The organism is Bacillus sp. AFS002410 (assembly GCF_002556365.1).
Lineage (GTDB): Bacteria > Bacillota > Bacilli > Bacillales > Bacillaceae_G > Gottfriedia.
This window is the reverse complement of sequence record NZ_NUEU01000099.1, coordinates 57,221-81,386: the sequence shown is the minus strand read 5'-3', so window position 1 is coordinate 81,386 and position 24,166 is coordinate 57,221. Positions and strand designations below refer to the sequence as shown.

19 protein-coding genes and 2 pseudogenes are annotated in these 24,166 nt (G+C 32.7%); 19 read left to right on the top strand and 2 right to left on the bottom strand.

All coding sequences use genetic code 11. The annotated features are described in order from the left end of the window. Position 1 precedes the first annotated feature (1 nt). From CN692_RS24015 to CN692_RS23995, 5 genes are all read left to right on the top strand, one after another. Positions 2-1,681: a formate--tetrahydrofolate ligase gene (locus CN692_RS24015; protein WP_098121652.1), complete on the top strand. Its 1,680-nt coding sequence runs from the start codon at positions 2-4 to the stop codon at positions 1,679-1,681. Positions 1,682-1,807: 126 nt separating this feature from the next. Beyond that, positions 1,808-4,042, top strand: coding sequence for an ABC transporter ATP-binding protein (locus CN692_RS24010; RefSeq protein WP_098121651.1), 2,235 nt, complete (start codon positions 1,808-1,810; stop codon positions 4,040-4,042). Next, entirely contained in the window at positions 4,039-5,910 is a 1,872-nt protein-coding gene (locus CN692_RS24005; protein WP_098121650.1) for an ABC transporter ATP-binding protein, read from the top strand. Before CN692_RS24010 ends, CN692_RS24005 begins: the two co-directional genes overlap by 4 nt. Before the next feature lie 84 nt (positions 5,911-5,994). Further along, positions 5,995-6,522: a hypothetical protein gene (locus CN692_RS24000; RefSeq protein WP_098121649.1), complete on the top strand. Its 528-nt coding sequence runs from the start codon at positions 5,995-5,997 to the stop codon at positions 6,520-6,522. After that, the gene (locus CN692_RS23995; protein WP_098121648.1) at positions 6,523-7,740 is read left to right on the top strand and encodes a DEAD/DEAH box helicase; all 1,218 of its coding nucleotides are present in this window, start codon (positions 6,523-6,525) and stop codon (positions 7,738-7,740) included. A gap of 420 nt (positions 7,741-8,160) precedes the next feature. Here the strand turns inward: CN692_RS23995 and CN692_RS23990 are convergent, their stop codons facing one another. Then, complete coding sequence (locus CN692_RS23990) at positions 8,161-9,108, bottom strand: MBL fold metallo-hydrolase (protein WP_098121647.1); 948 nt, start codon at positions 9,106-9,108, stop codon at positions 8,161-8,163. Between the two features lie 171 nt (positions 9,109-9,279). Between CN692_RS23990 and CN692_RS23985 the strand changes: the two genes are divergently transcribed. From CN692_RS23985 to CN692_RS23920, 14 genes and pseudogenes are all read left to right on the top strand, one after another. Further along, positions 9,280-9,762 carry a glutathione peroxidase gene (locus tag CN692_RS23985; RefSeq protein ID WP_098121646.1) on the top strand — a complete coding sequence of 161 codons (483 nt, stop codon included), beginning with the start codon at positions 9,280-9,282 and terminating at the stop codon, positions 9,760-9,762. Between the two features lie 388 nt (positions 9,763-10,150). After that, on the top strand, positions 10,151-12,397 hold the full coding sequence (locus tag CN692_RS23980) for a bifunctional diguanylate cyclase/phosphodiesterase (protein ID WP_098121645.1): 2,247 nt from the start codon (positions 10,151-10,153) through the stop codon (positions 12,395-12,397). Positions 12,398-12,413: 16 nt separating this feature from the next. Beyond that, positions 12,414-14,003, top strand: coding sequence for a diguanylate cyclase (locus CN692_RS23975; RefSeq protein WP_179874542.1), 1,590 nt, complete (start codon positions 12,414-12,416; stop codon positions 14,001-14,003). A 238-nt stretch (positions 14,004-14,241) separates the two neighbouring features. Then, positions 14,242-14,886: an HD domain-containing protein gene (locus CN692_RS23970; protein ID WP_098121643.1), complete on the top strand. Its 645-nt coding sequence runs from the start codon at positions 14,242-14,244 to the stop codon at positions 14,884-14,886. After that, the gene (locus CN692_RS23965; RefSeq protein ID WP_098121642.1) at positions 14,883-16,772 is read left to right on the top strand and encodes an ABC-F family ATP-binding cassette domain-containing protein; all 1,890 of its coding nucleotides are present in this window, start codon (positions 14,883-14,885) and stop codon (positions 16,770-16,772) included. Before CN692_RS23970 ends, CN692_RS23965 begins: the two co-directional genes overlap by 4 nt. A 165-nt stretch (positions 16,773-16,937) precedes the next feature. After that, positions 16,938-17,327 carry a single-stranded DNA-binding protein gene (locus tag CN692_RS23960; RefSeq protein WP_172444238.1) on the top strand — a complete coding sequence of 130 codons (390 nt, stop codon included), beginning with the start codon at positions 16,938-16,940 and terminating at the stop codon, positions 17,325-17,327. 55 nt (positions 17,328-17,382) lie between these two features. Next, complete coding sequence (locus tag CN692_RS23955) at positions 17,383-18,540, top strand: conserved virulence factor C family protein (protein ID WP_098121640.1); 1,158 nt, start codon at positions 17,383-17,385, stop codon at positions 18,538-18,540. Next, positions 18,537-18,965 carry a BrxA/BrxB family bacilliredoxin gene (locus tag CN692_RS23950; RefSeq protein ID WP_098121639.1) on the top strand — a complete coding sequence of 143 codons (429 nt, stop codon included), beginning with the start codon at positions 18,537-18,539 and terminating at the stop codon, positions 18,963-18,965. Before CN692_RS23955 ends, CN692_RS23950 begins: the two co-directional genes overlap by 4 nt. Positions 18,966-19,187: 222 nt before the next feature. Next, positions 19,188-19,976, top strand: a complete 789-nt coding sequence (locus CN692_RS23945) for a class I SAM-dependent methyltransferase (RefSeq protein WP_098121638.1) — start codon at positions 19,188-19,190, stop codon at positions 19,974-19,976. A 31-nt stretch (positions 19,977-20,007) separates the two neighbouring features. Further along, a pseudogene (gene thyA, locus CN692_RS23940) lies at positions 20,008-20,505 on the top strand (thymidylate synthase); the annotation flags it as partial. Positions 20,506-20,786: 281 nt separating this feature from the next. Next, positions 20,787-21,083: pseudogene (gene thyA / locus CN692_RS23935) on the top strand (thymidylate synthase); the annotation flags it as partial. Next, positions 21,080-21,562: a dihydrofolate reductase gene (locus CN692_RS23930; protein WP_098121636.1), complete on the top strand. Its 483-nt coding sequence runs from the start codon at positions 21,080-21,082 to the stop codon at positions 21,560-21,562. The pseudogene thyA (CN692_RS23935) and the gene CN692_RS23930, both read left to right, overlap by 4 nt. A gap of 111 nt (positions 21,563-21,673) precedes the next feature. Beyond that, on the top strand, positions 21,674-22,330 hold the full coding sequence (locus tag CN692_RS23925) for an FMN-dependent NADH-azoreductase (RefSeq protein WP_098121635.1): 657 nt from the start codon (positions 21,674-21,676) through the stop codon (positions 22,328-22,330). Between the two features lie 242 nt (positions 22,331-22,572). Further along, a complete protein-coding gene (locus CN692_RS23920) occupies positions 22,573-23,277 on the top strand; it encodes a lysophospholipid acyltransferase family protein (protein ID WP_098121634.1) in 705 nt (234 codons plus the stop codon). A gap of 62 nt (positions 23,278-23,339) precedes the next feature. On the opposite strand, the gene trhA is transcribed toward CN692_RS23920, so the two are convergent. Further along, positions 23,340-23,966 carry a PAQR family membrane homeostasis protein TrhA gene (trhA, locus tag CN692_RS23915; protein WP_098121633.1) on the bottom strand — a complete coding sequence of 209 codons (627 nt, stop codon included), beginning with the start codon at positions 23,964-23,966 and terminating at the stop codon, positions 23,340-23,342. Between the last annotated feature and the right edge of the window lie 200 nt (positions 23,967-24,166).

Here is a 24,166-nt window from a genome sequence, read left to right as displayed (position 1 = left end):
AATGAGTCAAGTGAAGTCAGATTTAGAAATTGCTTTTGAATCAAAAATGAAAAAAATTACAGAAATCGCAGATGATTTGAACTTATTTGAAGAAGATGTAGAAAATTATGGTCATTATAAAGCAAAATTATCATTATCAGTACTTGACCGATTAAATAAAAATGAAGATGGAAAATTAATCTTAGTCACTTCAATAAATCCTACTCCTGCTGGTGAAGGGAAATCAACGGTGACTGTTGGACTTGCTCAAGCGTTTCACCAAATTGGCAAAAATGCAATTGTTGCATTGCGCGAACCTTCTTTAGGTCCAACAATGGGAGTTAAAGGTGGAGCTACTGGAGGAGGCTATTCTCAAGTTTTACCTATGGATGATATTAATTTGCATTTTAACGGTGATATCCATGCGATTACAACTGCCAATAATGCATTAGCAGCATTTATTGATAATCATATCCATCAAGGAAATGATTTGGAAATTGATGTGCGTAGAATCACTTGGAAGCGTGTAGTTGATTTAAATGATCGTGCTTTAAGAAATGTCATTGTAGGTTTAGGTGGACCTTCTGGTGGTGTACCTAGAGAAGATGGATTTGATATTACTGTTGCTTCAGAAATCATGGCTGTACTTTGTTTAGCGTCATCAATTCAAGATTTAAAAGAAAGACTTAAACGAATTGTAGTGGGCTATTCTATACATAAAACACCGGTAACTGTAGGAGACTTAAAAGTAGAAGGAGCTCTTACATTATTGCTTAAAGATGCAATTAAGCCGAATCTTGTTCAAACGATTGAACACACTCCAGCAATTATACATGGTGGACCGTTTGCAAATATTGCTCATGGATGCAATAGTGTAATTGCCACTAAAATGGCGATGAAATTAGGAGATTTTGTTGTAACTGAAGCTGGTTTTGGTGCAGATTTAGGTGCAGAAAAGTTCTTAAATATTAAAACTAGGGCATTAGGAGTTACACCAGATGCGGTAGTAATTGTTGCTACAATTAGAGCATTAAAAATGCACGGTGGAGTAAATAAAAATGAATTAGCGAATGAAAATTCATTAGCCGTTAAGGATGGCATTAAAAACCTTGAGAAGCATGTAGAAACAGTTTCTAAATTTAATGTACCTGTTGTAGTTGCAATTAATAAATTTATTACCGATTCTGAAGACGAAATAAGTGTATTAAAACAATGGGGACAAGATAATGGTATTACAATCGTGTTAACTGAAGTTTGGGAACACGGGGGTAAAGGCGGCGTAGAGCTAGCTGAATCTCTTGTTAATATATTAAAAAATCCTAAAGCAAAGTTTAACTATTTATATGAATTAACAGACAGCATTGAAAATAAAATAGAAAAAATTGCAAAAGAAGTTTATGGTGCAGATGGAGTGAATTTTTCACCTAAAGCAAAAAAACAGATTTTAGAATTTAATGAAAATGGATGGGATCAACTACCAATTTGTATGGCTAAATCTCAATATTCACTATCAGATCAACCAAGTTTAGTAGGTCGTCCAACTGGCTTCAAAGTAGAAATTAGAGAGCTAAAAGCATCAATCGGTGCTGGATTTATTGTTGCGCTTACTGGAAACGTAATGACGATGCCTGGGCTACCTAAAAAACCAGCAGCATTAAATATGGATGTAGATGAACAAGGGCGTCCAAAAGGTTTATTCTAATAATTATTTTTTGAAAAATATACTCGCATTCAATGCGAGTTTTTTCAATATGAGTGAGATAAAATATAGTATTAAATTATAACTATGAGTAATTATGTAATGTAAATAATAGGGGGAGATGCTAAATTGATCAAATTAGCTAAATATTTAAAATCATTTAGTACAAGTTTAATATTAGCCATTTTATTTTTATTTGGTCAGGCTATGTGTGATTTGAACTTACCTAACTATATGTCTGAAATCGTAAACAATGGAATACAGCAAAATGGAATATTACATGTTGCTCCAGATGCAATAAGTCAAAAAGGTTTAAAACTAATGACAACCTTTATGACAGCAAATGAAAAAGAAATGGTATATAAAAATTATAGTTTGAAATCTGCAACAGATAAAAACTCCGATGGTAAAACCTATAAAAGTATTTACAAAAATGCAGAAAAAAACTTATATATCAAAAACGAAACGAATGAAAACATTGATAAAAAACTCGATCGTACATTTGGGGCATCTACGTGGACACTTTTCAATATCATACAGGAAGGGTCGAGTGGAAAAGTCAAACATACAAAGAACAGTTCACCTGGGAAATCAACTAAAATTGATTTGACGAAACTATATCAATTACAACCAATGTTTGATAAGTTGAATCAAAATACGATAATAAATGCTCATAAAAAGGCAGTTTCATCAGATAAAAGCTTACTAACCCAAAGTGGAATCATGATGACAAAAGCATTTTATACTGAATTAGGTGTGAATTTACATAAAATTGGAAGCTTATACATAATTAAAATTGGTTTGATCATGATTGCAATTGCTTTACTTGGTGGATTAGCTACAGTTTTAGTAAGCTTTCTATCTTCTCGAATTGCATCAGGCGTTGCAAGAAACTTACGTAAAGACGTATTTAAAAAAATTGAGAGCTTTTCAAACAAAGAGTTTGATAAATTCTCAACTGCATCACTAATTACAAGGTGCACAAATGATGTGATGCAAATACAAACTTTACTAATGATGGGTATTCGAATGATTTGTTATGCACCAATTATGGGAATTGGCGGAATTATTATGGCAATAAATAAGTCTGCTTCAATGAGTTGGATTATTGCCCTAGCTGTTATTGTCCTACTATGTTTAATAATGATTATAATGACAGTCGCAATTCCTAGATTTAAATTAATTCAAAAATTGATTGATAAGTTAAATTTGGTTTCAAGAGAAAACTTAACAGGCTTAATGGTAATAAGAGCGTTTGGGAATTCCTTTCATGAAAAAAAGCGATTCCAAGAAGTTAACACTGATTTAACGAAAACGAACTTGTTTGTAAATAGAGTTATGTCATTAATGATGCCTTCAATGATGTTGATTATGAATGGTTCATCTTTATTAATTATTTGGGTTGGAGCTCATCAAATTGCAAAATCTAATATGCAAGTTGGTGATATGATGGCATTTATGCAATATTCAATGCAGATTATTACAGCATTTTTAATGATTTCAATCATGTTTATTCTTGTACCTAGAGCAGCTGTTTCTGCTAGTAGAATATCAGAGGTACTTTCTACAGAAGTATCAATAGTCGACCCGGAAAACGAAAAGGATTTTGATTCTAACAAGCATGGATATATTGAGTTTAAAAATGTTGATTTTCGTTATGAAGGCGCAGAGAATGATGTGCTAAGTGATATTTCTTTTATCGCAAAACCAGGTCAAACAACTGCGATTATTGGACCAACTGGGTCAGGCAAAACAACGATCGCTAATTTAATATTACGCTTTTATGATGTAACGAAAGGACAAATCTTAATTGATGGTGTAGATGTTCGGGAAATTAAGCAAGAAAATTTACGATCTAAACTTGGTTATGTACCTCAAAAGGGGCTATTACTAACTGGGACAATTGCTACGAATTTGAAATATGGAAATAAAAATATTACAGATGAAGAGATGGAAAGAGTTGCTCAAATTGCTCAAGCTAGCGAGTTTATTTCTAAAAAAGAAGGTCAATTTAATGGCGAGATTTCTCAAGGCGGGGACAATGTTTCAGGTGGTCAAAAGCAAAGAATTTCAATCGCTCGAGCTTTAGCAAAAAAGCCTGAAATTCTGATTTTTGATGATAGTTTCTCAGCACTTGATTTTAAAACCGATTTAGCCTTAAGAAAGGCACTAAATGAAAATATAAGTAATAGTACAATGATTGTCATTGCTCAACGAGTTAGTACAATTATGAATGCCGAACACATTATTGTTGTAGATAGTGGCAAAATTGTCGGCAAAGGTACACATAAAGAACTACTAAAAAATTGCCCTGAATACTTAGAAATTGCTTCATCGCAGTTGTCCAAGGAGGAATTAGCATGAGCAATTCTAATAAAAATACTCTTCAAAATCAGAGCGGTGGACGTGGGCCTGGACAAATGTTTGGAAGAAATATTCCTATGGCTGGTCAAAAAGCTAAAGACTTTAAAGGTTCAATGGCTAAATTGATGAGTTATATTGGGGTCTATAAAAGTAAAATCTTTTTCATATTTATTTTGGCGATTCTTTCAACTATTTTTACAATTTTAGGTCCAAAAATACTTGGGAAAGCAACTGATCAAATTTTTACTGGCGTAATGAAACAAATCAGTGGTACTGGCCATGTTGACTTTGGGAAAATTAGTGTCATTGGTTTGTGGTTAATCGGATTATATGTATTAAGTTCTATTTTTGCATACTTACAAGGTTATGTAATGAGCGGTGTTACAGCAAAAGTAACTTTTAAGCTAAGAAGTGATATAAATGACAAAGTTCATAAATTGCCTTTAAGCTATTTTGATAAGACTAATCATGGTGAAGTTCTTTCAAGAATTACAAATGATGTCGATACAATTAATCAAACATTAAACCAAAGTTTAACACAAATTATTACATCGATTACTTCTATAATTGGGATCTCAATTATGATGATTTCAATTAGTTGGAAACTAACAATAGTTGCGCTATGTATATTACCACTTTCAATGGTCTTTGTTATGATGATTGTTAAAAAGTCTCAAAAGCATTTTATTAACCAGCAAAGATTTTTAGGGAAAGTTAATGGTCATGTAGAAGAAATGTTAGGTAATCATGTTTTAGTTAAGGCGTTTAGTGGTGAAGAGGAATCGACAAAAACATTTGGTCAGTATAATGATGAACTGTATAAATCAGCATGGAGAGCTAATTTCCTATCTGGTCTGATGATTCCAATTACAGCTTTTATTGGAAATATCGGTTATGTTGCTATTTGTATATTAGGCGGTTATTTTACAGCGAACGGCTCAATGACAGTAGGTGGTATTCAAGCTTTTATTCAATATGTAAGATCATTTACACAGCCGATCTCACAAATCGCAAATATTTCAAATATCCTTCAGCAAACTGCAGCGGCAGCAGAAAGAGTATTTGAATTTTTACAAGAAGTAGAAGAAGTACCTGAAGAGACAAATGCGATTTCAATAAAGGAAAATGAAGTCAACAGCCAAGTTCGATTTAATCATGTTGCTTTTGGTTATACACCAGATAAAACGATTATTCATGATTTTAATTTAATTGTCGAACCTGGGCAGAAAATTGCCATTGTTGGACCAACTGGAGCAGGTAAATCAACAATCGTTAATTTATTAATGCGTTTTTATGATGTTAATAGTGGAGAAATCTCAATTGGTGGTCATGACATAAAGAAATACAAACGAGATGAACTAAGATCATTATTTGGAATGGTTCTACAGGATACATGGTTATTTAATGGGACCATTTCCGAAAATATCCGATTTGGAAAACTTGAAGCAAGTGATGAAGATGTTAAAAATGCATCGATTTCTGCTCAAGCTGATCACTTTATTCGTGCTTTACCGGACGGCTATAATATGAAACTAAACGAAGAAGCGAATAATATTTCACAAGGTCAAAAGCAATTATTAACAATTGCTCGAGCAATTTTGGCGGACCCTGAAATATTAATTTTAGATGAAGCAACGAGTAGTGTTGATACTAGAACTGAAGCTTTAATACAAAAGGCAATGGATAATCTGATGAAGGGAAGAACAAGTTTTGTAATTGCCCATCGGTTATCGACGATTCGAAATGCAGATTTAATCCTTTGTATGAAGGACGGAGATATTGTTGAACAAGGTACTCATGACGAGTTAATGGAAAAAGAAGGCTTCTATGCAAATCTTTATAATAGTCAATTCGAAATAATAAGTTAAAAATTATGTCCGATAAAATTAAATCAAGTTGATTTTATCGGATTATTTTTGTTTGTAAAATTTAAAATAAAAGGAGAAAGTTTTATGTTTGATCCAACTGCTTTTGACAATATGAAGGTTATATTAGAAGGGCTTATTTATGATAAAGATTTAGATGGAGAATATGAAATAATTGATCGAAATGATTATGTTAATCTTTCAAAAATGGATCGATTGTTCTCAATCCAATTTAAAAAATTAAGTAAGCTGTCCTATACAACAAGTTGTAAAATTACGATGAGTACTACGGCAAGTGATTTATTTAAAGAATTAATCAATGGAAATACTGATGTAGGATGTTTTATAGAATTTGAATTTTTCCTACCTAAAACAATGGAAATTGAAATTATTCAAAGAAGTCTCCTTTTATTTCAAAATAAAACAAATGAACAATATACGCCGTTTTATAACATTAAACAATCCATTTTAGACAAAAATAAGATTGAATCATCTGTAAACATAAAATTTAAAGCAAAAATGACTGAAGATGACTTTGATAAGATAGAAGAATTGGTACATATAGCAGAAATAATGTTACAATGGTACGATGAGCAAACATTAAAGGAGATTTAAATGGAACATTTTCAATTACTAGAACAAACAATACTAAAAATAAAAGCAAATAATATTACGAAATGGACAGCAGTTCAAGAGGAAGCCATCCCAGCTATTTTAGAGGGAAATGATGTGATCGCACAATCTCCGACTGGTACTGGTAAGACGCTTGCGTATGTTTTACCGTTGATTAATAAAATCGATGAAAAAGAAGAAAGCCCACAGGTTGTAATAATGGCCCCGACCCGTGAGCTTGTTATGCAAATTTTTCAAGTTGTACAAGACTATACACAAAATACAAATATTAAGACCGCTTCTATAGTTGGAGGAGCAGACGTTAAACGTCAAATCGAAAAATTAAAACAAAAACCAAGAATTATTGTTGGTTCACCTGGACGAATTTCTCAATTAATTAAACAAAAAAAATTAAAAATGCATTGTGTTAAAACAATCGTATTTGATGAAGTAGATGAATTAATTAAAACGGATGATCAAAAAGACTTACCACAAATCGTCAAAGCTACAATGAAAGATCGCCAGCTGTTATTTTTATCTGCAACAATCACTCCTGCGGCAATGAAATTTGCAAAGGAAACAAGTTCAAATTTAAAAGAAATATCGATTGAACAAAGCTTAGAGGGTAATATCATCCATGGCTTTATTCCATGTGAAGAAAGAGAAAAATTAGAACTACTTAGAAGAATTGGTTCTGTTCAAAATATGAAAGCACTTGTATTTAGTAATGAGCCATTTAAACTTGAAGGTTTCGCATCTAAATTAAACTTTAGAGGAGTTAAAACAGCGGTTCTTCATTCGAAACTAGGGAAAATGGAAAGAAGCCGAGTTTTAAAAGACCTTCAAACTGGTAAAATTACTTTACTATTTTCAACAGATGTAGCAGCGCGTGGTATTGATTTACAAAATTTACCATACGTCATTACTCTAGATGTGCCAGAAAAAGTTGAACAGTATACTCATCGAAGTGGTCGTGTCGGAAGAATGGGTAAACAAGGTACTGTTATTAACTTAACAACACCTCGTGAGAAAAAGCATTTATTTACCCTAAGAGGAACTCAAAAATTGTATTTTGAACAACTAATGGTATCGCATGGTGAAGTACAAAAATACGTAATGAAAGAGAACTCAACTGACGAAAAAAGAACGAAACCTACTTCAAATCCAATTAAAAAAGCTGATTCAAGTAAAAAGAAACCAGTGAAAAAATTTAAAAAATAAATAAAAAACTTCAGCCTTTTAGCTGAAGTTTTTTTAGTGTATTGAAATATAAAATAGACAATAGTTAATATGTTACAAAGCGATCTATTTGATATTAAATTTCTTTTAATGTGACGTTATTTAATTGTTTTAATCGGTTTTTATTTTGGCAATGCAAACATGCTTTAGTAATGGATATTATCCAGAATGTAGAATATTGAGATGTTAATCGTTTGAAGAAGAACTTCAACTATTGGCCTTTATGTAAACGATTTATCAATATTAGAAAAATAACCGAGTATTTAGTTTCTACTTTTCTCTAAGTGAAGAGGATTGTTAAGTTGCTTTATTGTATGCTTCTTTTTTTTTATGTAGTGGAAATCAGCCACATACCTCTTTCTTTAAATAGGAAAAATTATTGGTTGAAAAGTTTTTTTTCATTTATGCATTTCCATCCATTGCTAGTACTAATCCCATAGCTGAAACTTCTAGATCCAGTTTTATGATCTGGAAAACAGGATGACTCTCATTTATATTTTTATTTTGAAGATCTTGTTTTACTTCTTTAAATAATGAATCCGATAAAATCTTACTTTTCTCATAAAAAGGTTTTTCTTTATTTTCTTCAATCTTAGATGTAGTTAGGTCTATAAAACGATCTAAATATACTTTTAAAGACTCATAAACGAATTTTGTATCTCTAGTTAATCCATAATGACCGAAGCAAATAGCTTCCGGTTTAAATGCTTGAATTTTTCTAGATGAATTAAGTGTTGCTTCATATGAAAACTGATTAGGAGACGTTGATGGTAAAATAAAAGTACCAATTTCCTGTTGAAGTTGTGGATAATAGATCCCTAATGTGTCACCTGTATACATAAATTTACTAGTAGAATCAAAAATTGAAATATGGTGATTAGCATGACCAGGAGTAAATAAAAATGTTAGTTTACGGTTATTACCAATAACAAGCTCCTCGCCATCCTCTACTTGATAAATTTGAGAAGATTTAATTGGAAGAATTGGATTAAAAAATCGATCAAAATCTTCTCCATATACTTGTTTTGCACTTGCAATTAATTTTGTTGGATCTTCCAAATGTCTTGCACCTTTAGGATGTACATAAAGCGTTGCATTAGGGCATTTTTCCATCAATACACCAGCGCCACCTGAGTGATCCAAATGAATATGTGTCACGATTACATTTTTAATCTTGTCAAATGAAATTTGTAACTCTTTTAACCCTGCCACTAAATGCTCATGAGAAGGAGTTGCACTAGTTTCAATGATTGTAATATCTTCATCTAAAATAACATAGCAACCTGTTCGTTCCGGAAATGATAAATCATATAAATCAATTAAATATGTATTAAATCCTAAATCTTGCATACTCTTACCTCCGTTCTTTTCTAAAAAGGTGAAGAAATAATTTGGTTTAATTTAACGATCATATTAATTCTAATACGATTGAAGAATTTTTTCAAAATATAGTATTTAAGATTAGACTTTTTCATGGAAAATACTTACTATAAAATTATATGGAAGCAGGAGGAATGTAAAATGGGTGTTTATGATTTTCAAGTAAAAGATAGTAAAGGCGAAACGGTAGCACTTTCTGATTATAAAGATCAAGTCATTATTGTTGTAAATACTGCAAGTGCTTGTGGATATACTCCTCAATATAAAGATTTACAAGCATTATATGAAGAATATAAAGAACAAGGTTTAGTTATTCTAGGTTTTCCATGTAATCAATTTATGAATCAAGAACCAGGTTCAAACGAAGAAATTCAAAGTTTTTGCGAATTAAATTATGGTGTATCATTCCCTGTTTTTAGTAAAATTGACGTAAATGGAGATAAAGCAGATCCATTATTTAAATATTTAAGTTCAGAAGCTCCAGGCATTATGGGATTAAAATCAATTAAATGGAACTTTACAAAATTTATTATTGATAAAAACGGTGAAGTAATCGAACGCTTTGCACCACAAACAAATCCTCAAGAGCTAAGACCGACAATTGAAAAATTATTGAAAGCTTAAACTTGTGAAAAAATTTAAGTAGATTATATTGGATTTTGCCAATACATTTAAACCTTCATTTGAAATGAAGGTTTTTTTTACATTGTAAGAAAAAATAAATTGGCAAATGTTAAGAAAAATCGAAGGGTAAATGTGAATAAAATCAGAAGTTTTCATGTTTGTGAAAGCAGATAATTTTTTTATTAAATTACCGTTTACTTGTATTAAAATCCCTAAAGCATTTCACATCAAGTGACGTGCTTTTTTTGTGAAATTAGGTGTACCTACATCACTTACCAAAATTTGTTGTATACAATTTGCATTCAATTTTAAGTACAATATAATTATTGTTGAACTAAACTAACTCTCCATTGAGATTTTGAACAAAACAAATAAAGGTGGGAATACGATGCTAACACCACAAACTAAACGAATTTGGGCAATCATGGTTGGTTATCTCTGCTTTAGTATTCTCTGGATTTATTTAACGGACCCGATTATTCGAAATTATTTTGGAGGCATTCAAAAATACTTTATCCTTAAGCGGATCATTTTTAATACCCTGAGCGCAATCTTTTTTCTAATATACCTCATGAAAAAGAATCAAGCGTCAAAGAAAATCGAGGAACGATTTCGTTTGTTTATAGATCATTCTTCTGACATTGTAGTGGTGATTGATTTAAAAGGAAATATTGACTATGCATCGCCATCTGTCGAATCGGTATTCGGTTACAAAGTAGACGAATACAAAGGAGAAAGTATCTTTCACTTTTTAAAGGAATCGGTCGTCGATGACATGAAAAAAAGATTTAAATTACGAGACGAAACCGCAACAGAAGACACATTCGTAATCCCGTTCAAACATAAAGAAGGCAACATCGTTTTATTAGAAAGCAAATGCATTCCAATCTTAGATGATTTTGGTCAGGTAAAACAGTTTGCTTACATTTCACAAGACATTACGGAAAAAACAATCGCTCTCAAAAAGCAAATCGAAACTGAAGAGCGATACCAAAAACTCGTTGAACATTCACCTGAAACTACCCTGATTTACAATAAGAAGGGTGAAGTGGTCTATATTAACCGAGCAGGTATCGAACAAGTAGGGGCAAAGTCGTTTGAGGAAGTAATTGGAATGAATGTCATGAATTTGATCGCACCTGAATCGGCAGAAAAAGTAAAAGAACGATTAGCTGAAATCATTCAGGGTGGAAAACCCGTCATTAACGAATACTTTGTCAATCGTTTAGATGGTAAACAAATTGTTGCCGAAATTTTATCCTTTCAAACAACCTACAACGATGAAGCAGTCTTCCAAGTGATCATGCGTGATGTGACCGAACGAAAAGAAGCAGCAAAGCAACTAGAAACCATCGCGTATACCGATACGCTAACAGGTCTTGGAAATCGAAATGCATTGTACAAAGATTTAGATAAATCCATAACGAGGCATACGAAACAAGACAAATCATTGATTGTATACTTTGTCGATTTAGATCGTTTCAAAACGATCAATGATACGTTTGGGCATACGTTTGGTGATATGATCCTCCAAAAGGTGAGTGAAAGGATCAAAGAAAACGCCTGTGATTGTTGCCATTTATATCGAGTAGGTGCGGATGGTTACGTTGTCATTCACAATCAGGCAGACGAAACGAAAGCTGAATCATTTGCCAACAAACTGATTAAAGCGTTTGATAAACCTTTCTCGCTAGACGAACGCGTACTTTATCTTACGGTGAGTATCGGAATTAGTGTGTTTCCAACAGATGGCGACACCGTTGAAGCACTAATTCAACAAGCAGATACCGCACTGTATACTGCGAAAGCAAACGGGAAAAATCATTACACATTTTATTCAAACGACATCAAAACAGCAAACGATCGAAAAATGGAACTTGAGATGGGGATCAGAAAAGGGTTAGAAAACAACGAATTTATGTTACATTATCAACCTCAAATTGATTTAATTACACATGAAATCATTGGGGCAGAAGCTTTAATTCGTTGGATTCACCCAACGCTAGGTTTTATCTCACCGTTGGAATTCATTCCAATCGCGGAAGAAAGCGGTCTGATTACACAGGTAGGAAAATGGGTACTCGAGACTGCCTGTCGTCAATTCAACAGTTGGTTAAGCGAAGGACATGCGTTAAAGAGCGTAGCGGTCAATGTGTCAGGCGTACAGTTTAAAGATAGAATCTTTGCCAAAACGGTTGAACAAGTTTTAAAGGAGACAAATTTAGCACCACACTACCTAGACCTAGAAATTACCGAAAGCGTCACACAAGATGCAGAAGAATCGATTCTCATAATGAACGAATTAAAAGCCTTAGGTGTTAGTTTATCAATGGATGATTTCGGAACAGGGTATTCATCGTTTAGTTATTTACGCCAGTTCCCAATTGACAAATTAAAAATTGACAAATCGTTCATTGATGAAATCGAAACTGAAACAAATGCAGAAGCAATCGTCAAGGCAATTATCGAACTCGGCAACACACTCGGTTACAATATCGTCGCAGAAGGCGTTGAAACAAAAGAACAAGGGGAATTTTTAAAACGTCAAAACTGCCAATATGCACAAGGATATTATTTTAGCCGTCCATTACCAGCTATTGAGATAACGAACGTGTTAAAAAATAAGATTGGATGAACGAATGGGAGGAAGAATGAAAACACTACGAATGATTCTTGTCATGCTAATTGCAATGGTGTTTGTCGGTTTATCCTTCATCTATTTTATCAAATCCGATCAAACACGATTTACCAACAGCTTTCAAAATGACTTCTTAAAAATCAGCTTATATACAAAAGATAGTGCAGCGTATGTCAATATGCTGAGTTTGTTTTCAAAAAATACACTCGAATACGGAACGAAAAAGCCTGTCGACATCAGCTACTTAACAACTAATCAGAAAACTAACACGTTTTCAGCGGATACCATTGGAGCATTTCAAACGGAAAAAGGAAATATCACCGGAATCGGTTCAATTGACAAACCATCAACCAAAAAAAGAGAACTTGAACTTGCAGAAGAATTAAACCCTTATTTCGCGGAAGCGTATCACTCATTTCCAAATATCGCGTGGATATATTATACAAGCGCAAGTGGATTTATGAACCTATATCCATTTGTCCCATCTAGCGACTATACCTTTTCAAAAGATTCCTTAAAAGGTGAAACATTCAAAATGGGCACAATCAAAGAAAATCCAAATCGAAGTGTCTATTGGAGTAGACCTTATTTAGATCGTGCTGGAAAAGGAATGATGGTGACAGTTTGTGCTCCTGTTGACGCAAATGGTCTTTATATTGGAACGATCAGTATCGACTTAACGTTTCAAATGCTCAGCAAACAGTTATCAGAAGAGTACAGCAGCATCTTAGCTGATGGGAAAGGTGACGTGATTGCTTCATCTGTTTCATCATTCTTGTCACAAAACAAACTATCAAACATCAGCCAGTTGGATTCGTTTCATCCAAAAGTATTCAAACAATTAGTTCAAAAAGTGCCAAGTAATCAGCTCAAAACAATTCACGGTGTACAGGTGATCAAAAAAGACGTACCTGGTACAGATTGGACATTTTATTACGTCTTGACACAACGTGAAAAAATCCATCAAATCAGTGTGAAATTGGGAATTGTCGTGTTATTTACGACACTTGTCCTATGGATTTTCTGGATTGCTGAAAAACGTAAACTAGCCGAAAATAAACTAAAAGCGCTCGTCAATGAATTAGCGGATGATAATTCTGAATTACACGCCTTATCGATAAAAGATAGTTTAACAGGCGTATTCAACCGAAGAGGAATTGAACAGCGAATTCAATTGGAAGTGAACAAAAACGAACAGCAAGACCTTTCATTTATCTTGTTTGATATCGACTCATTTAAACAAATTAACGACTGTTACGGCCACTCCATTGGCGACTTTGTACTAAAAGAAAGCGCAAATGTAATTGGCCATTCAATTCGCGTCCATGATGCCATTGGAAGATGGGGCGGGGAAGAATTCATTTTAATTCTTGCTCATACAGGGTACGAACATGCGCTCGACATGGCAGAACGATTACGACAAAACATTGCCTCTCATTCATATGAAATAGAAGGAAAAGTCATTCCTGTCACAATTACATTTGGCGTCTCCGTCTATAATCCAAAGAGAAGTGTGAAAGAATGCATTGACAGAGCGGACCAAGCGATGTATAAAGGAAAACAAAACGGAAAAAATCAAGTGGTTGGGGAAAATGACCTATAACAAGAGGCTGACTCAAAAGGTCGTTTAAAATCGACTATTTTGAGTCAGTTTCTTGTTTTTACCTTTCTGGCTAACGCATGACAGAGTTAAATAAGAGTCCTAAAGGTTGTCTAAATCGGCAACCTTTTTATAGTTCAAAAACAAGCAGATCCTATTTTTATATCTAAACGTACTCTATTAATGTTTTACCGACAAAAAATGATATAATATCACTAGTCAATCTATGGGGGTAAGTAGTATGAATCAGCAAGAAATTATTATACAAATAGAAAACTATGTCCGAAATCTTCATCAAGGTGATAGTAGTGGGCATGATTGGTATCATATTGACCGTGTTAGAAACTTAGCTGTCCATATTGCGCGAAAAGAAAATGCAAATCAATTTATTGTAGAGTGTGCTGCATTAGTACATGATGTGATTGATGATAAATTACATGACAATCTTGAAGCACAAAAAGCCCAGTTAGAATCTTTTCTAAATGACCGATTAAATAGTAAAGATGTAAATGAAATAATGTACATAGTTGAAAATATTTCGTATAAAGGTGGAAATGGAATTATTCCTACATCAATTGAAGGGAAAATTGTACAAGATGCAGATCGTTTGGATGCAATTGGTGCAATAGGGATAGCTAGAACTTTTGCGTACGGTGGGAAAAAAAGCAGAAGTATGTTCAACCCTGAATTTAAAATAAGAGAGAACATGACAATCGAAGAATATAGAAGTGATCAAAGTTCATCAATGCATCATTTCTATGAAAAAATACTGAAACTTAAAGATTTAATGAATACAGAGGCAGCGCTAGAGTTAGCCGAAGAAAGACATCAATTTGTAGAAAAATTCATTGACGAATTTATGAAAGAGTGGAATTTTAAAATATGAAGATTTTAAGTGTAGAAAATTTAATTAAAACGTATGGAGAAAAAAGTTTATTTAATAAAATTTCATTCACCGTAAGTGAAGGGCAAAAAATTGGATTATTAGGTATAAACGGAACAGGTAAATCAAGCTTATTAAAGATCATAGCAGGTGAAGAAGCTGCAGATGATGGCAAAATCATTACTCCAAAGGATTATGTAATCAGTTATTTGCCACAGCATGAAGATTTTGATAAAAAACAAACGATTCTTGAAGCAGTTTTTGAGAGCGAAGACAAAGTAATGGTTTTAGTAAAATCTTATGAGAAAACATTACAAGCTCTTCAAGTAGATCCAGCTAACCAAGGATTACAAAATGAGTTATTAAAATTACAAGCTGATATGGATTCATTAAATGGGTGGGATATAGAAGCTAATGCTAAAACCATTTTAACTAAGTTAGGCTTATCAAATTTAAACTTAGATGTAACTCTACTTTCTGGTGGTCAGAAAAAAAGGGTAGCTTTAGCAAAAGCATTAATTCATCCGTGTGATTTATTAATTTTAGATGAGCCTACCAACCATTTGGACTATGAATGTATAGTATTTTTACAAGAGTACATAAAAAGACTTCAAAATGCAGTACTATTCGTAACACATGATCGTTATTTCTTAGATGAAGTTACTACTGCATTATTAGAACTATCAAATGGTAATATCTATCGATACGAAGGTAACTATCAGTATTATATTGAACAAAGAGCTTCTCGAGAAGAGCAAGAAGCAGCTACAAATGAAAAAAGAAACAACTTATTTAGAAGAGAATTAGCTTGGATGCGTAGAGGTGCAAAAGCTCGAACGACAAAGCAAAAAGCTCGTATTCAGCGCTTTGAAGATCTTTCAGGTAAATTGAATAACCAAGAAAAAGCTGAAATGGAAATGAATTTTCAACAAACTCGTTTAGGAAAAAAAGTTGTTGAGTTTAAAGAAGTGAGTAAAGCATTTAATGAAAAGAAAATTTTAGATAATTTTAATTTACTTTTACTTCAAACTGATCGAATTGGCATTATTGGTGAAAACGGAGCTGGTAAGACAACTTTGTTAAAAATGCTAGTTGGAGATGAACAAGTTGATTCAGGTGAAATTGAAGTTGGGCAAACAGTAAAAGTAGCGTACTATACACAAATACAAGAAATAATGAATCCAACTATGAGAATGATTGATTATATTAAGGAAGAAGCAGAAATCATCCATACACCAGATGGAAAAACAATTTCAGCTTCTCAAATGCTTGAAACATTCTTATTCCCAACTCAATCACACGGTGTTCAATTAGGTAAGCTTTCAGGCGGTGAGAAAAGAAGACTCTACTTATTAAAGTTATTAATGACTGCTCCAAACTTACTATTACTAGATGAGCCAACAAATGATTTAGATATTGATACTTTAACGGTTTTAGAGGATTATATTGAGAATTTTAGTGGCGTAGTCGTGACAGTATCACATGATCGCTATTTCTTAGATAAGGTTACAAATAAATTATTAATCTTTGAAGGTGAAGGAAAAGTATCAACTACTTTAGAAAGTTATACAGAATATTTAGAACGTCAATCAGTCGAAAAGCGTGAAGTCGAATTAGAAAAAGTAGCGGTTGAAAAGCCAGTTTATCAAAAAGAGCAAAAGAAGAAACGATTAAGTTATCAAGAACAAAAAGAGTGGGAAAATATTGAGTCAGTTATCGAGAAGCTGGAGAGTGAAATTGAAAAACTAAATGAAGACTTACAAGCAGTCGGCTCTGATTTTGATGAAGCATTTAAACTTTCTAAACAGATTGAAGACAAAGAAGGCTTATTAGAGGAAAAAATGGAACGTTGGTCAGTTTTAAGTGATCTTGTTGAAAGTTTAAAGTAAAGTATTAATTTTAAGTATTTAGCAATAAATCTGAACTAATATTCAATATCTATATAATATTTATTGAATTCTTTACATGAAAAAGTAATTGAAAATACTATTTTCCTTTTTTTACGAACGTACAAATATTTTGTATTGTAGAAAAAAATAAAGGAGATGGTAATAATGATTAATAATGTTGTATTAGTAGGTAGATTAACGAAAGAACCGGTTTTACAAACAACAGCGAATGGTAGAAAAACAACTTTTATTAATATTGCTACAAATGTTTATTCAGACTATCTGAAAAAAACAAGAACGAATTATGTATCAGTAAAATTATGGGGTCCTATTGCCGAATATGCTACTAAAAAAGCAAAAAAAGGTATGGAAGTCTCAATTGAAGGAATTATTAAAACTTCAAGTTATGTAAAGGAATCTGAAAGACCTATTTATGTGACTGAAATCATAGTTGAGAAATTTCACCTTTTTACTCGTCAATCTGAAGAGTTAACTCACAATGTAGCGGAATCAAATGCAAATGATTTTGAGCAATTCGTGAAAGCATTACAATAGTGAGTTTCTCCTCTTTTTGATAAAATGAATTAAATAACAAGAAGAGGAGTTAAAAATGAAGATTAAATCGATTGAACCAACACCAAGTCCTAATACAATGAAAGTACTATTAGATGAAGAATTGCCATCTGGCAGTAGAAATCACTATTCTATTGATAATATAGAAAAAGCACCCGAAATTATTAAACAAATATTAGGGATAGAAGGAATTAAAAGTGTATACCATGTAGCTGATTTTATTGCTATTGATCGTAAGTCAAATGCAAATTGGCAAAGTATTTTACTACAAGTACGCAATGTATTTGGAGAAGATGTAAATGATGTAGCAACTGATGAACCTGTAATTGATAATCATTTTGGTGAAGTACAAGTATTTGTTCAAATGTATCATAACATCCCAATGCAGTTAAAATTAATTGTTAATGGTGAAGAACAAAGAGCAGCTTTACCACCGTACTATAAAGAAGCAATTATGAAACTAACAACGGCTGCATCAAATGTAGTATTTGAAAGACAGTGGATTGATTATGGAATTCGCTACGGTGAATTGTCTACCATCGAGAAAGAAATTATCGATGAATTAACTGCTACTCATTCTGAAAATGATATTAAAAATATTGTAAACGAAGTAATGACAAACGATGCTACAATTTCTGAGAAAAAAGTTGCTCCTAAATTTGAACCATTTACTGCAGATATTTTTGAAGAAAAAGATTGGAAAAAAAGATATGCTAGATTTGTAAAGATCGATCCGACAATTGAAGATTTGCCTTTACTAAAAATAGCATTAAAAGATGAGCATGTTTCAATAAGAAGATTAGCAACAGCTTATTTAGGTATGTTAAAATCTAAATTAGTGTTACCTTATTTATATGAGGCATTAAAGGATAAAGCAGTAGGTGTAAGAAGAATTGCTGGAGATTGTTTATCTGACATCGGTTATGAAGAAGCTATGCCTGCTATGATTGAAGCGTTAAATGACTCAAGTAAATTAGTCAGATGGCGTGCGGCAATGTTTCTTTTCGAATTAGGTGATGAAAGTGCAATTCCAGCATTAAGAGCTGCATTAGACGACCCAGAATTCGAAGTGAAGTTACAAGTTCAACTAGCATTACATCGAATTGAAAATGGTGAGGAAGCATTAGGTTCAGTTTGGAAGCAAATGACTGAACGTATGAAATCAGAAAATGAAAAAGGAGAAACAAAACAATGAATGCATACGATGAGTACATGAAAGGTATTGTAAAACCAATGAGAGAAGAATTAACTTCAAATGGTTTTACAGAATTAACGTCAGGGGAAGAAGTAGAATCATTTATGAATGAATTAAATGATACTGCATTTTTTGTAATTAATTCAGTTTGTGGTTGTGCTGCTGGTCTTGCTAGACCATCTGCAGTTCAAGCAGTAATCGATTCAGAAAAGAAACCAGCAAATGTTATGACTGTGTTTGCAGGACAGGATAAAGAAGCAACAGCTACTTTAAGAGAATATTTAGCAGATTTCCCACCTTCTTCACCTTCAATGGCAGTATTTAAAGGTAAAGAAGTAGTTGGTTTTATACCTCGTGAACAAATCGAAGGTTCAACACCAGAAGATATTAAAGCTAGAATTCAATCAATATTCGAACAAATGTAAAAAGAGGAGTATTCCTCTTTTCAGTATTTAGACAAAATTCAACAATTTGACTTTCAGACTGATTGCGAGCGCTTGTCTTTCGAGGCGCGAAGCCTGGTGAGGAGCGGAGTTACCTAAAACGGTAATGAGCACCGCAGACAGGCGAAGCAACGAAGAAAGCGAGCGTTTGTCAACAGTCTGAAAAGAGGATTTATCCTCTTTTTTTCTTAATTAAGGAGAACTATGATTATTACAACTTGCTTAAGGCCGGATATTAATTTAGTAAAAGAAGCTGAAATAATTGCCTCAGATTTAAATGGACAGGCAATAATCCGAAATGAACTTAGCTTAGAAGAAATTTATAATAAATTTAATAAACCTATATTAGTTTTAGGTAAAAATAGATTAGAATGGTATGAGGATGATCAAGCAATTCCATATTTTTTTCACCCGAATTCCTCTGTTTTCAGAATTAGACGATTGATGAAAGGTGAACATGATCCTTTTTGTGATGCTTGTATACTAACAAAAGGTGATTCACTTCTAGATTGTACACTTGGAATGGCATCAGATAGCATTGTTGCAAGTTATGTTGTAGGTGAGCAAGGGAAAGTTTTAGGCTTAGAGAAAAATCAAATCATTTCTTACTTAACTTCAAAAGGCTTAAAAACAAATAAGCAAAACATTAATGATTGGTCGAATATCATCAATAAAATTGAAGTGAAAAATATTGATTATAAAAATTATTTGAAGTCTCTTCCTGATCATTCTTTTGATATCGTTTATTTTGATCCGATGTTTGAAAAAAATATTGAAGCCTCTTCTGGTATTGCAGCGTTGAAAAACTTAGCATCATATGATGATCTCAATAATGAAGTGATCAACGAAGCTAGACGCGTTGCTAAAAAAAGAGTAGTTTTGAAAGATCATTTTAGAAGTGAAAGATTTAAAAAATATGGTTTTAATCAGTTAATTCGTAAGTCTTCAGAATTTCACTTTGGCTTTATTGAGGTTCGTAAAGAGGAGTATTAAGAATTAAGAATACATAATTAGGGGGCCAAGTATGAAGCAATACTTAGATTTATGTAAACACGTATTAGACAATGGCATGACAAAAACAGATCGTACTGGAACAGGGACTATCAGTACATTCGGTTATCAAATGCGATTTAATCTTCAAGATGGCTTTCCTTTAGTAACGACTAAGAAAGTTCATCTAAAATCAATCATTCATGAATTACTATGGTTTTTAAAAGGCGACACAAATATTGCATATTTAAAAGAAAATGGTGTCCGTATTTGGAATGAGTGGGCCGATGAAAATGGTAATTTAGGTCCTGTTTATGGTGAACAATGGAGATCATGGAAAGCAGCTGATGGTTCAACAATTGATCAAATTTCCGAAGTTATTAATCAAATAAAAACAAATCCAGATTCACGAAGAATAATTGTCTCAGCTTGGAATGTTGGAGAACTTGATAAAATGGCTTTAGCACCATGTCATTGTTTCTTCCAATTTTACGTGAATGATGGAAAGTTATCTTGTCAGCTTTATCAGCGTTAAATTTGAGCGCCTTTACAGAGTGATCTGTACCGAAAACCTTGCTAAACGGGGAAACCCTTTAATTAAAGACAATCCCGTGCTAAATTTATTCTTTGCAAAATAAAAAAGAATAATAAATGCCTAACGACTATCCAAATATGGAGTAGGGTGCAAGTGATTGGCACTCGAAATGCAAGGGGCCTCGTCTAAGAGGTCGTGATATAGTCTCATCTGCATGGTGACATGTAGCAGTTCTTTAAAGGACGGGCCAGGCGTAACGAGCTTGGTTGAAGATCTTGTCAGCTGACATTTTCCTAGGAGTACCATTTAACATCGCATCTTATGCACTTTTAACTATGATGATTGCTCAAGTATGTGATTTAGAATTAGGTGATTTTGTACACACATTTGGAGATGCTCATATTTATACAAATCATCTTGAACAAATTAATTTACAACTATCAAGAGAGCCACATAAATTACCGAAAATGAAGTTAAATGCTGAGATTAAAAACATTTTTGATTTTAAATTTGAAGATTTTACATTAGAAGACTATGAATTTCATCCTGCGATTAAAGGAGTAGTAAGTGTATGATCGCTGCATTAGTTGCTATGTCAGAAAACAATGTGATTGGTTTAAATAATGAGATGCCTTGGCATCTTCCGCAAGAGCTTGCTTATTTTAAAAAAGTGACTACTGGACAGACAATTATTATGGGAAGAAAAACCTTTGATTCGATTGGTAGACCACTTCCTAAACGTGAGAATGTCATTGTAACAAGACAAAAGGATTTTCATCCTGATGGTGTTACGGTTATAAATGATGTGATCAGTTATCTTGAAGATCATAAAAATGAGGATTTGTTTATTATTGGTGGGGCTGAAATTTTTAATTTAACCTTCCCGTATTTAGATACCCTTTATATTACTGAAATTGAACATAATTTTGAAGGAGATACATTTTTCCCAAACTTTTTAAAGGAAGATTGGAATGTTAAATCCGTATCTGAAGTGCAGATTGATGAAAAATCAGAAATAAAATATCGCTATTTTGTATATGAAAAAAAGTGTTGACATCTTGAATTAAAGATATTATTATGAGGTTAAGGGATTTGGTTATCCCTTAATTTTTTTAAAATAAAATCTCGAATTAAAGATAAACGAAACTGAGAGGAAGTTGTTAAAATGACAAAATTACTTTATATTACTGCAAATCCAAATGCGATTGAAAATTCATTTGGTCTTTCTGTAGGGGAAGCATTTATTACTGAATACAAGAAAGCAAATCCTGAAAATGAAGTTGTTCATTTCGATTTATTTAAAGAAAATGTTCCTATGTTAGATGGAACTGTATTTGATGCATGGGGTAAATTAGCAAGCGGTACTGCTTTTGAAGAATTAAGTGCAGATCAACAAGCTACTTTAGCTGCTATGAATCATAATTTAGAAGTTTTCACTCAAGCTGATGAGTATGTATTCGTTACTCCATTCTGGAACTTTAGTTTCCCATCAGTAGTTAAAAACTTTATTGATAATATTTCAATTGCTGGAAAAACATTTAAATATACTGAAAATGGTCCAGTTGGTTTACTTGAAAACAAAAAAGCATTACACATCCAAGCAAGCGGTGGCGTATATTCAGAAGGTCCTGCTACTGGAATTAACTTCTCTAGCCCATACTTAACTAGTATCTTAAACTTCGTTGGTGTTACTGATGTAACTACATTATTCGTTGAAGGTATGGCTGCAATGCCTGATAAAGCACAAGAAATTAAAGCTAATGCAATCGAAAAAGCTAAAGTTCTTGCTGCAGAATTCAGCAATGCAAAAGTTTCGAACTAAAGATTCACAATATCGAAGAATCGGCAAATACTTGTCGATTCTTTTTTTTATTAAGTATATAATTTTGCAATCGAGAAGACAAATATACTGAATTGGCAATTCTAGAATTTTAAATTAAAGTAGATCCCAACTAAGCCTCTGTCTTTAAATTACCTTACATTTATAAACAAAATGAATAATACTTTTCAAGTGGTTGGGCATTTTGTATAATAATTAACATACTCAATTATCGGAGGAATAGTATGTTTCGCACAATATATGCTGCAACACGCATTGTAATTGGTGTAATTGAAGCCAAGCTAAAATTATCATCAGTAAAAAAATTACCAAAAGATTTGCCAGTAATTGAAAGAGACCGTAGAATGCATGAATTTCCTGACTATTTTGGTCAAATGATGATTGGTTGTACTGGTAGTAAAGTAACCGTTGAAGGATTAGAAAATATTCCAAAAGACCAAGGTGTATTATTTGTTAGTAATCATCAAAGTAATTTTGATATTCCCCTACTATTAGGCTATTTAAAAAAGCCAATTGGATTTATTGCAAAAGTCGAATTAAAAAAACTACCAATCGTTCCAGACTGGATGGAACAAATGCATAGTGTCTTTATGGACAGAAGCGATCGAAGACAATCACTTAAAGCCATAATTGATGGTGTTGATAAACTTAAAAATGGTCATTCATTAGTTATCTTTCCAGAAGGTACTAGAAGTAAGAGTAGTAAAATGGGTGAATTTAAATCAGGAAGCCTTCATTTAGCAACTAAATCTGGAGTTCCAGTAATTCCTGTTAGAATTGAAGGTACATATAATATTTTAGAGGCAAATGGAAATCGAATTAAACCAGCAAATGTGACGCTTAAAGTATTTCCGCCGGTATATCCTGAACAAATCGGCATTACTGATTCTAAAGAACTAACTAAATATATAAAAGAGATTATCGAATAATCAACAAAAGCGCTCAATTTATCATTTGAGCGCTTTTCTACTTTGTTTTTCAACCTCCTTTTTTAAACAACGAATTTAAAAATACAAAAATACATCGAGGCACTTCCTAATAAAACAAATAAATGCCATATTGCATGACTATAAGGCCAACGCTTTACGAGAAAAAAAATCGTGCCAACAGAGTAAAATAATCCACCTAATAATAAGTAGAAAAATCCAATTCCAGATAGTCCAGCATAAATAGGTTTAATTGCAAACATCATTAGCCAACCCATTATTAAATAAACAATTGTAGAAAATAATTCGAACCGATTAACATATATAAATTTAAAGATTACACCAGAAACGGCTAATCCCCAAACAATAGTTAATAACGACCAACCAATTTTCCCTTTTAATGTTATGAGTAAAAATGGAGTATATGTTCCAGCTATTAATAAATAAATAGCTGAGTGATCTAGTATGGTAAATATTTTAATAAGCTTCGGGTCTTTTACACTATGAAGTAAAGTTGAACAAATATAAAGGAGCAACATGGAAGATCCAAAGATTGTAAAAGAAAATAAATGCCAAGGCGTTCCGTTATTAAGTGCTTTACTAATTAAATAATACAGTGCTGGAATACTCAGGATTGCGCCGACTCCGTGAGTAATTGCATTTGCTAATTCTTCTTTCATTGCTCTACTCATAAAAATGCCTCCTATATTAATTGAATCATTTTTATCCTTGAGAGTATTATGAACAAATGTGGAGATTTAATGTTTTCAACTTTTGTTAGTAGTATGTAAACTGGCTCCAGATAGCTTTTTATTAATTTAGAAAGCAACAAAGATTCCTAAAACATGAAACATGCATATATGTTAATCTGAATTTAAACTAATTTATCTAA

Bases quoted from the DNA above. Each gene is read 5' to 3' on its own strand.
- CN692_RS24015 (WP_098121652.1), top strand. From the start codon at position 2: ATGAGTCAAGTGAAGTCAGATTTAGAAATTGCTTTTGAATCAAAAATG.
- CN692_RS24005 (WP_098121650.1), top strand. From the start codon at position 4,039: ATGAGCAATTCTAATAAAAATACTCTTCAAAATCAGAGCGGTGGACGT.
- CN692_RS24000 (WP_098121649.1), top strand. From the start codon at position 5,995: ATGTTTGATCCAACTGCTTTTGACAATATGAAGGTTATATTAGAAGGG.
- CN692_RS23995 (WP_098121648.1), top strand. From the start codon at position 6,523: ATGGAACATTTTCAATTACTAGAACAAACAATACTAAAAATAAAAGCA.
- CN692_RS23990 (WP_098121647.1), bottom strand. From the start codon at position 9,108: ATGCAAGATTTAGGATTTAATACATATTTAATTGATTTATATGATTTA.
- CN692_RS23985 (WP_098121646.1), top strand. From the start codon at position 9,280: ATGGGTGTTTATGATTTTCAAGTAAAAGATAGTAAAGGCGAAACGGTA.
- CN692_RS23980 (WP_098121645.1), top strand. From the start codon at position 10,151: ATGCTAACACCACAAACTAAACGAATTTGGGCAATCATGGTTGGTTAT.
- CN692_RS23975 (WP_179874542.1), top strand. From the start codon at position 12,414: ATGAAAACACTACGAATGATTCTTGTCATGCTAATTGCAATGGTGTTT.
- CN692_RS23970 (WP_098121643.1), top strand. From the start codon at position 14,242: ATGAATCAGCAAGAAATTATTATACAAATAGAAAACTATGTCCGAAAT.
- CN692_RS23965 (WP_098121642.1), top strand. From the start codon at position 14,883: ATGAAGATTTTAAGTGTAGAAAATTTAATTAAAACGTATGGAGAAAAA.
- CN692_RS23960 (WP_172444238.1), top strand. From the start codon at position 16,938: ATGATTAATAATGTTGTATTAGTAGGTAGATTAACGAAAGAACCGGTT.
- CN692_RS23955 (WP_098121640.1), top strand. From the start codon at position 17,383: ATGAAGATTAAATCGATTGAACCAACACCAAGTCCTAATACAATGAAA.
- CN692_RS23950 (WP_098121639.1), top strand. From the start codon at position 18,537: ATGAATGCATACGATGAGTACATGAAAGGTATTGTAAAACCAATGAGA.
- CN692_RS23945 (WP_098121638.1), top strand. From the start codon at position 19,188: ATGATTATTACAACTTGCTTAAGGCCGGATATTAATTTAGTAAAAGAA.
- CN692_RS23930 (WP_098121636.1), top strand. From the start codon at position 21,080: ATGATCGCTGCATTAGTTGCTATGTCAGAAAACAATGTGATTGGTTTA.
- CN692_RS23925 (WP_098121635.1), top strand. From the start codon at position 21,674: ATGACAAAATTACTTTATATTACTGCAAATCCAAATGCGATTGAAAAT.
- CN692_RS23920 (WP_098121634.1), top strand. From the start codon at position 22,573: ATGTTTCGCACAATATATGCTGCAACACGCATTGTAATTGGTGTAATT.
- trhA (WP_098121633.1), bottom strand. From the start codon at position 23,966: ATGAGTAGAGCAATGAAAGAAGAATTAGCAAATGCAATTACTCACGGA.